A 12,220-nucleotide genomic window follows, 5' to 3' on the forward strand; every position below is an offset into this window, starting at 1 on the left:
CACCGCACGCTCACGCAACTCAGCCGGATAGTTCCTCGAAGGACGTGACATGGACTCCATCTCCTCACGAAGTGGAGTCTCCGAACACACCGGGGCGGTTCACATCTCCGCAGGTCAGGCAAGGCGTGGTAACCAGCCACACCAGCGAGATGCCCCGTACGTCACGCTGCCGTCAACATCCTGCCGCCACCCCCCAGGCCGTACAGATGGAAAGGGCTCCTGGCAAGCGACACACCGCTGGCCGTCTCGATCGTGGGACCCGTCGTCGTACCCATCAGATGACTCTTTCGAGGGAGGAACCCACCTACTAATTCATGACGGAGCCTGGGCGAGGCTGCCGGAGAGAACAGTTTCGCCCTGGTCACGCACCTGCGAGGAGCGGGTTCAGGAAGTCGCGTTGGGCGTTGCTGATCCGGGCGGGCCGCTGCTGGCCGATGTCGAAGGAGAGCAGGGTGGTCAGGGCCGTCTTGCGGACGCCATCGCCGCAGTTCGATCAGCCCGAGTCCAGTTGCCTTGGTGTTATGCGGTGGCGTAGGGGTTGATGATGCGGTGCGGTCGGCGGGCGGTTGCCATGACGTTCTGCGGGAAGCGGGGGCCGGCCACGTAGTGGCGTCCCTTCGTCTGCCCGATCGCGGTGAGCACGCCGGCATTCGTGAGGGCTTGCAGGTCCCGGGTCGCCTGCTGGGTGTTGATCGCTTCCTGCCGCTCGTAGCGTGAGCGGCGGACCCGACCCACCATCGCGACCTCGTGGAGGGCGGTCACTTGCCGTTCGCTGATCCCGTTGGCGTCGGCGTGCTCCATCAGCTCGATCCAGACCTGGTTCGAGCGGTCAACCCGATGCTGCACCCGCTGTGCCTGCTCGTGATAGGCGCGCAGGTTGAACTTGACCCAGGGCAGGGTGTCGCGTTCAGGTGAGTACACCGGCCCGCCGACCTCCCGGAGCACCTTGTAGTACTCCCAGGTGTTGCCTGGCATCCCGAGCCACTCCTCGATCGAGGAGAACTCGGGCGCCAGAACGCCGCCGCGGGCGATCAGCAGGGTCTGCAGGGACCGGGACATGCGGCCGTTCCCGTCGGACCAGGGGTGGATCTTCACGAGATTCAGGTGCGCCATAGCCGCCCGGATCAGGACGTGCGCTTCGGTGTCGCCGTCGTTGAGCCAGTTCACCAGCTCGGCCATCAGGCCGGGCACGAGCTCCTGGCCGGGGCCGTCGTAGTCGGTGGCGAGCTCGTCGCCGGGTGCGGTGATCCGGATCGAGGTCTTGCGCCACTGCCCGGCGGTGCGCAATGGGTGGTGGTGGCCTTGGAGCATCCAGTGCAGCGCGTTCAGCAGTTCTTTGCTGTACCGGAAGTCTGCGACGTCGTGGAGGGACTGGATGTATGTCATCGCCTGCTGGTAGGCGAGGGTCTCGGCTTTGTTTTCCTCGCTGGCGTCGACTTCTCGTTCGCCGTCCATCAGGTCGGCGACGTCCTTCGCGTCGACCTGGTAGCCCTCGATTGTGTTCGAAGCCGCGATCGCGCTCGCGGTCAGCGCCTTGCGCAGATCTTGTGTCCACTTCATCGGTGCGTGCTGCACCGCGTCACGCAGTCGCACGCGCAGGCCGTCCACCTCGTGCAGAACCTTAAGGTCCGCGGCGTCGAGTGCGGGAGTCTTGTACAGCATGACTCAATGATACCAGCTACCTATCATTGCGATAGGGGGCCGAGAGCGCTGACGCCGCCGACCTACACAGACGCAGGCAGGTCCGCCTGCGAGGTCGGGGAGCCAGGGGCCGGGCTCACACCCATGCCGATGCTCCTCACCGGGCACTGTCACGTTGTTGGTGGCGGGGTGGGATGATCTTCGGGTTGGCTGTTTCAGGGAGGGTGCCGGCCGTGTCGTCCACACCGTCGTCGTACAGAAACCACCGCTACCCGGCGGAGATCATTGCGCACTGTGTGTGGCTGTATTTCCGTTTCCCGCTCAGCTTCCGCGAGGCAGAGGAGCTGATGCTGGAGCGTGGCGTCGTCGTGTCCTACGAGACGGTCCGGCGCTGGTGCCTGAAGTTCGGCCAGGGCTACGCCAATGCCCTGCGTCGGCGGCGTCCGAAGCCGGGTGGCAAGTGGCACCTCGACGAGGTGTTCATCAAGATCAACGGCGAGCGGAAGTACCTGTGGCGGGCCGTGGATGCCGACGGCAACGTGCTGGACATCAGCACAGGCATGCCCGCCACGGCCTGAGCACGGCCCCCGCCAGCATCGCCATGCCCTCAAACGATCACACCCCCAACAACGTGACAGCACCCGACTGGGCCCTGGCCGAGGTGGCGTGGCCTTCGGACGCGGGGCCGACCCGCCGGGGATGGCAGCACCTGCTGCTTGTACGCCGCTCGATCACGGAACCGTCCGACACGGCATTCTTCGCCGTGCATGCCCGTGAGGGCACCGCCTTGTCCGCGATCGTGAACGTGGCCGGGATGCGGTGGGGGTGGAGGACTGCTTCGAGACCGCCAAGTCCGACTGCGGCCTGGACCACTACGAGGTCCCACTGGGAGCCCTGGCACCGCCATATCGCCCTATCCCTGGCCGCGTTCGCTTTCCTCTCGATCACCGCCACCCGCACCGCCCGGCTCAAGCGGGCCGACGAGCCTGCCGCCACGGACTTGTCCGACCAACCCGCCATAACGTGGCCCCCTCTGACCCTCCCCGTCCTGCCCCGCGGCTGATCGAGTACACCGCCGAGGAGATCCGCCGCCTGCTGCACCAAACCCTCTGGCACGTCCAGCACGACCCACTCGTCATCGCTGCCCAATCCCTCTGGCGCCGCACCCACCAGACCACCGCAAAACGGATCCACTACGCAAGACGCAGACAACGAGCCCTCAAACCACTCCTGTAGTACTGGCCCTGGCTGTTCAGCTGAATTGATCGCGGTTGTGGATCCGGGAACACGAAAGGTGCCTTGGCCTGCAAGGATTCGATTGTCTAGGTCGAATCGTGAGCGCAGGGCGGGGCACCTTTCTGGTGGCAGAGACTGCAGGGTGGGACGAGCGGCTGGCCGTGGTGGCGGACGGGAAGGGCCTGGTCGGGCATGCCGGGGCGGTGTTGCTGCGTCGACTCGCGGATCGGGTGGGGCTGACCGCCGCAGTCGGCGAGGTACTGCCCGGCGGGATCGGTCCGGGGTGGCGGGACCGGGCCCCGGTCCTGGTCCAGCTCGCCGTCGCGATGGTGCTCGGCGCGACGAACCTGGCCGAAGGTGAGGCCTTGCAGGCCCACCACCAGCGTCTCTTCGGTCCTGCGGTCTCCGACTCCATGACCCGACGCACCCTGGCCGCGATGGATACCGCGGTCAGGAACGGCGTCGCGCGCATGCGGGCACGTGTACGTCGCCACGTGTGGACCCTGCTTCAGTTGCGGCCCGGAGGCTTTCCCTGGCTGGCGGTCGCGGGCAAGTACCTGCACCACTGGATCGTGATCGACATGGACGCCACGATCATCACGGCCGCCTCCAAGAAGGAAGGTGCCGCCGGCACCTTCAAGAAATCGTTCGGCCATCACCCCCTCGCCGCGTGGTGCGCGAACGCAGGCGAGTGCCTGACCATGCTGTTACGGCCCGGCAATGCCGGCTCCAACACTGCAAGCGATCACATCCGGGTGCTGTCCGACGCGCTTGTCCAGATTCCCGGCCAGTCCACCGCGAAGATCCTGGTCCGCGTCGACGGTGCCGGAGCCACCCACGAACTCCTCAGGCATCTCGCCGCGCTGAACACCCGGCGCCGCACCATGCGCTTCACCACCGGCTGGACCCTCACGGAGGCGGACGAGCAGGCAATCGCCAAGTTGCCTGAGGAGGCATGGGAGACCTCGCTCAAGCAGAACGGCGAGGTGCAAGAGGGCTACTTCGTCGCCGAGCTGAGCGGCCTGAACACCCGCGCGGGATGGATCCCCGGCCTGCGTCTGATCGTCCGCCGTGTCAAACTCTCCGGGCGGCACCTGAAGGACCTGACCGGGTTCGAGAAGAAGACCGGCTGGAAGTACTCCATCACCGCCACCAACATCAGCAAGATGACCCGGATCCCCGGCTCGCACCAGGCGCAATGGATCGACGTTCTCGCCCGGCATCACGCTGTCGTCGAGGATGAAGTCAGAACGAACAAGGCTCTCGGCCTGCGCAATCTTCCCTCGAAGTCCTATGCGCTCAACGAGAGTTGGATGCTCACTGCGAATCTCGCGGCGGACCTCGATGCCTGGCTTCGCCTCCTCGCCCTGCACGACGAGCCCGATCTGGCCGACGCCGAACCGGACACCATGCGCTTCCGGCTCTACCACCTGCCCGCCCGCCTGAGCCGGCATGCCCGTCGCCGATGGCTCCGCATCGAGCGGACCTGGCCGTGGGCCCACGCGTTCACCACCGCCTGGAACAGAATCGGCGACCTCCCGGCCTTCACCTGACAGCCGGCCCCGACCCCTCGACGACCAGACCGGAGGAAACCCGCACCACCACCGGGAAATGTGGAACCCCGGCGCAGCCGCAGCGTCACGCGAAGACCGCCCACCCGACCACATGGGACAAACAGGGCGAATCATGAAACCAACCGAGGCGACCACAACGCTGAAGGATCGAGGCCAAATCGACGGGTTAATGATCTGCACGCCCTAACTACCCGGCCTTGGGTCAAGGCCCGGAACCGTTCACCCCACCAACGAGACAGGCAGCCCCACAGTTCCGCCTCAATAGCCCGGGGCGGTTCTTCTTGACGATGGCGGGGTTCAGTCCTGAAGGAACGTCACAGCAGCGAATCAGAGGTCGCAGGTCTGAAGATCTAGATGGTTGCCTTTGGCGATGCCGTCTTTGACGCCCAGGCAGAGGCCTGACGCAGGATGCTGGAACTCACCGTCCGGTTTCAGAATCCACCGCTGGCTTAGGTCAAGTACATTGCATGCCCTTTCCACGATCTCGGTTCCCAGCGCTGTGGATCCGGTTGAGGAAGCGCACCAGCGGCCCCCAGTGTTCTGCTGGTTCTTCCAGCCGTTGTAATCCCCAACGATCATGTTGTGGTTCTTGTCGTACCAGAACCACTGCGCGTGCGTACTGTTGCAGTCGAATGCCTCCAGTACATAGCCGTCACCTTGCCAGTCATTAGGCATATTGACACACATGCTGCCGACGCGAAGAGGACCCCACTGGGCCTGAAGAGGGAACACCTGTTCCGGCGCTTTGAGATCACAGTCCTGAAGGACCATCTCGCTGCCATTCACGTTCCAGGAGTCCGGCGGAGCGGACAGACATTTACCCGAAGCCGTGTTTTTCAGGCTGCCACGCCGGTCAAACCGCCACTGCTGGTTCGCAGAATTGTTGCAGAAAGCAGCGTTCACCTTGCTGTCGCTCGCATCCGACACAGCGTTCAGGCAGACACCCGCGTTCCAGCCGTTCATTGCCGGTGAGAACACGCGGGGATATAGATGAAGCGTGCCATCCAGCTGGAGGGTCCAGTCCTGATAGGAATTCTCTTCGTTAGCGCAGTCCTGCGTAACAACCTGTGAATAGACCCCGATTTCGGTGGAAGTCGGAAAAAAATTAGCGGGCACCGACAGACAGCGGACCTGCTGCTCATTTCCCACCCCGATCTTCACAGGCTTCACTATTAAATCCGCATACGCTGGCTGTGTCAGCCCCACCCCACACGCCGCCAGCACTACTGGTATCAACCTGGCAAGCCACCTTTTGCAGTGCATAATAGGAATCACCTCTCCCGTAGAAAACCACCCTACTGACGACCGCGCTAACGGTTAAAAATCTCCTCAGGTGGTGCCTGTCAGGAAGATGTTCCACCGGGCAGGAGTAAACTGCCGCTGGTTACCAAGCCCGTAACCGTTCTTGATAACAGCAACCTCGGCACGAGACAACTCGGCCGGGTGGGCCTCGCCCAGGCAGCCGTAGTTCATGATCTCGGGGCAATTTGCTGCTTCTCTCAGCGGACTCGCATGATCCAGGCCGAGCACATGCCCTATCTCGTGGAGTATGTCGTTTAGGGTGGTTGCATCATAAGAGGAATCAAAATCGCCAGTTGCGCCGATCAAATCCCCATTGATGTAAATTACAGCAGTGCAAATGCCTGCGGTGCATGTGGTCGTTGTTACAGCCGCAGTTCCGGGCTTCTCAGCTGCTATCGTGGGATGGGTGCCTGGCACACGACTGACTGATACGGGGATACTTCCATCACTTACTCCAGCCGCTGGCCCATATGCCAGTTGTATGCCCGCACCTATGCTTTCATTCATTTTATTGACCGCAGCTCTTACCACTGCAGCCAGGCCTGTTTCTTTTCCGTCGGCTTTGATGAACGGTGGCACCGAATTTCCACCCTCTTGCATAGGTGAGTTGTCGAACCGCCAGTAAATAACGCCGTTGCCCGGTCTCGTGACTCTCAGGCCGTAATCTACGGGTTCGGCTGAGCTGGGGGGTGCATCGATAAACAGTGTTCCGCCAATGATCGCTAGAATCGCAGAGGCCACCGAAAGGCGACGTTTTGCAAGTGAAGCCATTGTGTTCTCCGGTCTTGTCGTTGGCAGGCGCCTGCCGAGGCCGCCCGCGCTCTCCTCCTGGCACAGCCGGATAAGCGGCATCGCCTAGCCACAGGCATGCGTCTTACGTGTACAGAGAGGGGAGGGTACTGAGAGCGTGACGCTGAACTGCAGGAATAGGCGAACCGCCCGCGGTCACGCCCGTTGGAGTGGTGTATCGACGGCCACTCGGTGATCCGGGGTCAGGCTATGCGGTGAGGGCTTCGGGGACGGTGCTGATGTCGGTGGTGGCCGCGGTTGATGTCAGGAGGCGGAGTCGGCAGCGGCCGAGGATCTCGGCTCCGATGTAGCGTCGTTGTTCGGCCCATTCGTCGGCCTGTTCGGCAAGGACCGCGCCGATCAGGCGGACGATCGAGGTGCGGTCGGGGAAGATCCCGACGACGTCGGTGCGGCGACGGATCTACTTGTGCAGACGCTCTTGCGGGTTGTTCGACCAGATCTGCTTCCGCACCTCGCGGGGGAAGGCGGTGAAGGCAAGCAGGTCCTCGCGGGCCGCCTCGAGGTGCTCGGCCGCGGCGGGGAACTTCTCGTCCAGACCGGCGACGACGGTGGCCATCCGGAGGCGCACCGCGTCGGCGCCGGGCTACTCGAAGACTGTCCGCAGCGTGGCGACCCAGGGCTGGGCGGACTTCGGCACCTTGGCCAGGATATTTCTGGCGTAGTGGGTGCGGCATCGCTCAGGGCGGCTGCAGCGCCACGAGCTCGCTCAGAAACTGGTCATCCACGCCCGCCGGCGCGGCCCCCGCATCGGACGGTGTGGCTACGTTCTCACTGGGCACAGGTGCAATCCTCCATGATCGGAGTTACACCGTTTGGAACCAGGAGCCCTTTTCACGTGTAGATCGTGAGGGTGAGGACGGCTGCGGCGACTGACGTGAGCCTGTTCGGGCTGATGCGGGCGTGCCTGAGGATCCTCCATCCCTTGACCCGGGAGATGGCGCGTTCGACGGGAGCCCTCAGGGCCGCGTATACTCTGTTCGATTTCTTGTGCTTGTCAGGCAGTTCAGTGGTCGGCCGACGCTTGACGGGAGTGATGACGGTTCCGCCGGCGCCCTGGTATCCCTTGTCTGCAAGGACTTCGGGGTCCAGTTGAGTGCAGACATCGATGATGTGGTGCTCGCGAGCGGCCGTCAGGTCGTGGGTTCCGCCCGGCGTGGCGGGCGAGAGCCACAGCAGCTTCCCAGTGCCTGTGGCAATGACCTGCAGATTCACGCCTTCGCGGCGGAATTTGCCGGAGAAGTGCCCATTGGCTTTCACCCGGTCGGTCTCGGCGACCGTGCCGTCCAACAGCACAATGCCGTCGGCGTGAGGACTGGTGAGTGCCTCCGTCAACGACGGTGCGAAGGCGGCGAGACGCTCGATCGTGTCGTTCACATACCGCCAGGCCGTGGCCACACCAATACCGAAGCCCGCGGCGATCTGTTCGAGCGTGTCATGTTTACGCAGGTAGACCAGCGTGCAGCGAGCCCGGTCGTAAGGACGCAGCTTGCACGACCGCTCACCCTCCAGCGACGAGAGGACCATCGTCACCAGCTCCAGGAGCTCCTCGTCAACGTCGCATGCGACAGGATAAGAGAACACGGGGCATCTCCGCAGGTCAGGCAAGGCGTGGTAACCGGCCAAACCAGCGAGATGCCCCGTACGTCACGCTGCCGTCAACATCCTGCCACCACCCCACCCCACCCCACCCCCAGGCCGTACAGATGGAAAAGGCTCCATGATCGGGAGTTACACCGAACGATTGGCTCTGTCTCACATCCGGTGGTGACAGATTGTTACCTTGGTGGCGGGAAAGCCCACGTCCACGATCCCTGCAGGTCAATGGGATTGCGGGGAAGGTGCTGGTACTGGGGAGCCCGATGCCGCTCGTGCCGCGGCATCTGTCGCCCTTGTGCCCGTTGGCCCAACCGACGAATATCCAGGCCAGCGGGCTGCTTACGGGGGATCGCCGCCGATTCGCACGGCGGCAACGCTCCGTCACCACCGGATGTGAGACAGAGCCAAAGAAACGGTGTAGCTCCGGTCATGGAGGATTGCACCGGTGACCAGCGAGAGTATAGCCGTACCGTCTGAGGCGGAGGCGGTGTCGGTCGGCGTGGGTGACCCAGGGTCTTTGAGAAGTCTCAAGGTGGGCGTTTCACCTGCTGCGCCCGGTACATGACGGCTTGTCGGTACCTGTCCGCAGGCCCCCGGACTCAGAACAGGCATGGCCGCTGGTGATCATGTGGGTGTCGAGTCCGTATGAGCACCGAGCGAGTCCATGCCTGCGAGCCCATCTTCCCGTATGCCCTTATGCCTGCGACAACTGGGGGATTCCTCCCCTCCAGCCTCGCTGGAAACGGTCGCTGACCTGCGGAAGTATCTGGTTGAAGTGCCTGATCCACGGGCCCGTCGTGGCATCCGGTATCCGTGGACGGCTCTGCTTGCCGCAGCGGCCGCCGCGGTTGTGTCCGACGCCGTCTCGATCACGGCGATCGGCGAGTGGGTCGCCGACGCCCCGCAGCGCGTCCTGGCCCTGCTCGGCTTCCGCCCCGATCCCCTGACCGGCCTGATCCGGCCGCCCCACGCCACGACCATCCGCCTCGTCCCGGCCGCCGTGGACGGCGATGCCCTGGACCGTGCCATCGGCCACTTCCTCCAGGAACGCAAAGCCCCAGCGCCGGGCCGAAAGGCCATCGCGGTCGACGGCAAGACACTCCGCGGCTCCCGCACCGCGAAACGGCCGGCCACCGCCCTGATCGCCGCGATGACCCACAGCGGCCAGGTCCTCGCCCAACGACAGGTCGACGGCAAGAGCAACGAGATCCCGGCCTTCGCCCCGCTCTTGGACGGCGTCGACCTGACCGACGCGGTGATCACGGCTGACGCCCTGCACACTCAGCACGACCACGCCGCCTACCTGCACAAACGCGGTGCCCACTATCTCGCCGTGGTCAAGCGGAACAACCCCGGTCTCTGCAGGAAGGTCCGCTGTCTGCCTTGGTCCGAGATCCGCCTGGACCACTATGAACGCGGACGGGCCCACCATCGCGACGAGATCCGCCGGCTGAAGACCGCCGCGTTCGCCCACATCGACCATCCCTACGCTCGCCAAGCTCTCCAAGTCGTGCGCTGGAGACGGGATCTGGGCCACGGCAAGCTGACCATCGAGCGGATCTACCTGGTCACGAGCCTGCCGCCCGGCGCGGCCACCGGCAGCGAACTCGCCGCCTGGATCCGCGGCCACTGGCGCATCGAGAACCAGCTCCACCACGTCCGGGACCGCACCTTCCGCGAGGACGCCTCTAAAATCCGCACCCGCCACCTGCCCCGCGTCATGGCCGGCTGCGCAACCTTGCCATCGGCGTCCACCGCCAGGACGGCCACACCAACATCGCCGCCGCCCTCCGTCACACCGGCCGCGACCGCCTACGGCCCCTCACCGCCCTCGGACTGACCTGACGAACCCGGACACAAGATCACTTCTCAAAGACCCTGACCTGATACCGCTGTGAGGCGCCCCGAAGTCTCCGGACAGTGGTCCCACTACGATGGGACCATCCGGAAAGGGAAGTCGGTTGTCGCGGAAACGCAGGAATTTCACTCATGAGTATCGGGAAGAGGCCGTGAAGTTGGTGATCGAGACCTCGCGTCCGGTCGCTCAGGTCGCCCGGGAACTCGGACTTGTCGAAGACACACTCGGGAATTGGGTCAACGCCTACCGTCGTGAGCATGCGGGAGAGGAGCCGCCCCTCGCAGTGAATGAACGGGCCCGGCTCCGCGAGCAGGAACGCGAACTGAGGGAACTGCGACAGAAGGTCGCTTTCCTGAAAAAGTCGCGGCGTACTTTGCCAAGGATCCTCGGTGAGCGACAAATTCGAGTTCATCGACGCAGAGTACGCAATGTTCACCACGAACACGGAAGGCAGGGTGCCGGTTGCCAAGATGTGCGACTGGCTGGGAATATCCCGTTCCGGATTCTATGAATGGCGGAGCCGGCCGCTTTCGGCGACCGCCCGGCGACGAGAGGATCTGAAATTTCTGATCACCAAGTCGTTCGAGGATTCTGACGGCACCTACGGTTACCGGCGGGTGCACGCCGACCTGTCCGCCTGGGGTGTGGCCTGTGGACCCGAGCTCGTGCGTGACCTCATGCGGGAACTGGACCTCCAGGCCTGCCAGCCGCGGCCGTGGCGCCACAGCCTCACCGAGAACGACGGCTCGGCCGGCCCGATCCCCGATCTCGTGAACCGAGACTTCACCGCCGACGTGCCCGGCCGGAAAATGGCCGGCGACATTACCTACATTCCGACCTGGGAAGGCTGGGTGCCGTACTCGACGTCCCGCATGCGCTCGTGGAGTGGGTCACCATGCTGATCGTCACCCGCGAGGGTGACCGCAGGTGCAAGCTGCCGCCGTCCCAGCGTGCCCTGGCCGCACTGGTGTACCTGCGCAAGAACGACACCCTCACGCAGATCGCCGCCGGGTTCGGGATCAGTGTGGGCACCGCCCACGCCTACGTCCACGCCGTCATCGCCCTCCTGGCCGCCCGGCCTGACCGCAGCCCTGAGAACCGCCGGCACCCGATACGTCCTCCTCGACGGGACTCTCACCCAATGCGACCGCGTCGGTGACAGCCGCGCGGACTACTCGGGCAAGCACCGCAGGCACGAGGTGAACCTGCAGGTCATCACCGCTCCCGACGGGACACTCGTGTGGATCTCGCCCGTGCTGCCCGGCCGGGTTCACGACCTGACCGCAGCCCGACGCCACCGCATCATCACCACCTGCATCCGCCTCGGCATCCCCGTCCTGGCCGACAAGGCCTACCAAGGAGCCGGCGGCATCGTCGCCGTCCCCCACCGGCGACGGCCCGGCAAGGACCCCACCGCCAAACAGAAGTGCGTCAACCGGGCACACCCCCGCCTGCGGTGGCCCGTCGAGAGAGCCATCGCCCGGATCAAGACCCGGCGGATCCTCCGAAAAGCCCGAATCAGCCCCAACCGGGTGTGTGTCCGCGTTGTTTGTAGTGGCTGTCGCGGGCTCGTGTCTGACTGAGTCTTCGCCAGTACGACCAGTGCAGATGGTGGTGGATGGTGAGGTGGGCGGGGTGGAGGAGGTGGCCGATGAGGCGGCGAACCTCCGCTACGGACAGCGGTATCAGGCCACCGTCGTTTCCCCTTTTGAGAGTTCGTGGGCGCGGACGGCGGTGAGTGCGGCGAGGGCGGCCATGGCGAGGGTGATGTGCCGGTACCAGGCGTGGTAGAGGCGGACCTGGTAGTGGTCCAGGCCGCACTCGCCCTTGGCGGCCTGGAAGCATTCTTCGACAGCCCAGCGGGCGCCTGCCACTGTGACCAGGTCTTTCAGCCGTGTGGTGACGGGGCCGTAGCAGAGGTAGTAGGCGAGGTCGGTGGGGTCTTTTAGGCTTCTGCGGGCCAGGACCCAGTGGCCGTGGCCGTTCTCCCACCAGATCCGGATCGGGATCCGCGCCCACTGGTACATGCGCTCGCCGTGGGATCCCTTCCCGGCGGACAAACGCTTCCAGGCCTGGGGCGCGAGTCCGGCGACGAGGTCGTCACCACCGAGCAATAGTCAAGAGTTGTGGATCGGTGGGGTTGTTCAGGCTGCGGTGGTCTCGGGGTGGTCGGTGAGGTGGCCGTTGTGGAAGCGGGCGCCTG

The 12,220-nt window shown here is 64.5% G+C and carries 8 protein-coding genes and 4 pseudogenes; 6 read left to right on the forward strand and 6 right to left on the reverse strand.

Translation table 11 applies throughout. From position 1 onward, the window contains the following. Positions 1-519 precede the first annotated feature (519 nt). Complete coding sequence (locus tag ACFYP3_RS35620) at positions 520-1,662, reverse strand: Fic family protein (RefSeq protein WP_388842047.1); 1,143 nt, start codon at positions 1,660-1,662, stop codon at positions 520-522. Positions 1,663-1,835: 173 nt separating this feature from the next. Between ACFYP3_RS35620 and ACFYP3_RS35625 the strand changes: the two are divergent. Together ACFYP3_RS35625 and ACFYP3_RS35630 are read left to right on the forward strand one after the other, a co-directional pair. Further along, positions 1,836-2,189: pseudogene (locus ACFYP3_RS35625) on the forward strand (IS6 family transposase); the annotation flags it as partial. Positions 2,190-3,002: 813 nt separating this feature from the next. Further along, positions 3,003-4,430 carry an IS1380 family transposase gene (locus ACFYP3_RS35630; RefSeq protein WP_388842049.1) on the forward strand — a complete coding sequence of 476 codons (1,428 nt, stop codon included), beginning with the start codon at positions 3,003-3,005 and terminating at the stop codon, positions 4,428-4,430. Between the two features lie 348 nt (positions 4,431-4,778). On the opposite strand, the gene ACFYP3_RS35635 is transcribed toward ACFYP3_RS35630, so the two are convergent. The 4 genes and pseudogenes from ACFYP3_RS35635 to ACFYP3_RS35650 all read right to left on the reverse strand — a co-directional run bounded on the left by ACFYP3_RS35635 (position 4,779) and on the right by ACFYP3_RS35650 (position 8,144). Next, a complete protein-coding gene (locus tag ACFYP3_RS35635) occupies positions 4,779-5,621 on the reverse strand; it encodes a ricin-type beta-trefoil lectin domain protein (RefSeq protein WP_388842051.1) in 843 nt (280 codons plus the stop codon). Positions 5,622-5,780: 159 nt separating this feature from the next. Further along, the gene (locus ACFYP3_RS35640; protein ID WP_388842053.1) at positions 5,781-6,524 is read right to left on the reverse strand and encodes a hypothetical protein; all 744 of its coding nucleotides are present in this window, start codon (positions 6,522-6,524) and stop codon (positions 5,781-5,783) included. A gap of 226 nt (positions 6,525-6,750) precedes the next feature. Further along, a pseudogene (locus ACFYP3_RS35645) lies at positions 6,751-7,131 on the reverse strand (transposase). Positions 7,132-7,394: 263 nt separating this feature from the next. Continuing rightward, a complete protein-coding gene (locus tag ACFYP3_RS35650; protein WP_388842054.1) occupies positions 7,395-8,144 on the reverse strand; it encodes a transposase family protein in 750 nt (249 codons plus the stop codon). Positions 8,145-8,847: 703 nt separating this feature from the next. On the opposite strand from ACFYP3_RS35650, the gene ACFYP3_RS35655 reads away from it, so the two are divergent. The 4 genes and pseudogenes from ACFYP3_RS35655 (at position 8,848) to ACFYP3_RS35670 (ending at position 11,600) form a co-directional block, all read left to right on the forward strand. Beyond that, positions 8,848-9,999 carry an ISAs1 family transposase gene (locus ACFYP3_RS35655; RefSeq protein ID WP_388842060.1) on the forward strand — a complete coding sequence of 384 codons (1,152 nt, stop codon included), beginning with the start codon at positions 8,848-8,850 and terminating at the stop codon, positions 9,997-9,999. Between the two features lie 94 nt (positions 10,000-10,093). Further along, a pseudogene (locus ACFYP3_RS35660) lies at positions 10,094-10,354 on the forward strand (transposase); the annotation flags it as partial. A gap of 52 nt (positions 10,355-10,406) precedes the next feature. Further along, positions 10,407-10,919 (forward strand): IS3 family transposase, encoded by a 513-nt coding sequence (locus ACFYP3_RS35665; protein ID WP_388842056.1) that lies wholly within the window; start codon positions 10,407-10,409, stop codon positions 10,917-10,919. Continuing rightward, positions 10,913-11,600: pseudogene (locus tag ACFYP3_RS35670) on the forward strand (transposase family protein). The gene ACFYP3_RS35665 and the pseudogene ACFYP3_RS35670 overlap by 7 nt, the downstream one beginning before the upstream one ends. 102 nt (positions 11,601-11,702) lie before the next feature. Here the strand turns inward: ACFYP3_RS35670 and ACFYP3_RS35675 are convergent. Further along, positions 11,703-12,131 carry a hypothetical protein gene (locus ACFYP3_RS35675; protein WP_388842058.1) on the reverse strand — a complete coding sequence of 143 codons (429 nt, stop codon included), beginning with the start codon at positions 12,129-12,131 and terminating at the stop codon, positions 11,703-11,705. Between the last annotated feature and the right edge of the window lie 89 nt (positions 12,132-12,220).

Origin of the sequence: Streptomyces sp. NPDC005533 (assembly GCF_042871845.1) — a bacterium.
Lineage (GTDB): Bacteria > Actinomycetota > Actinomycetes > Streptomycetales > Streptomycetaceae > Streptomyces.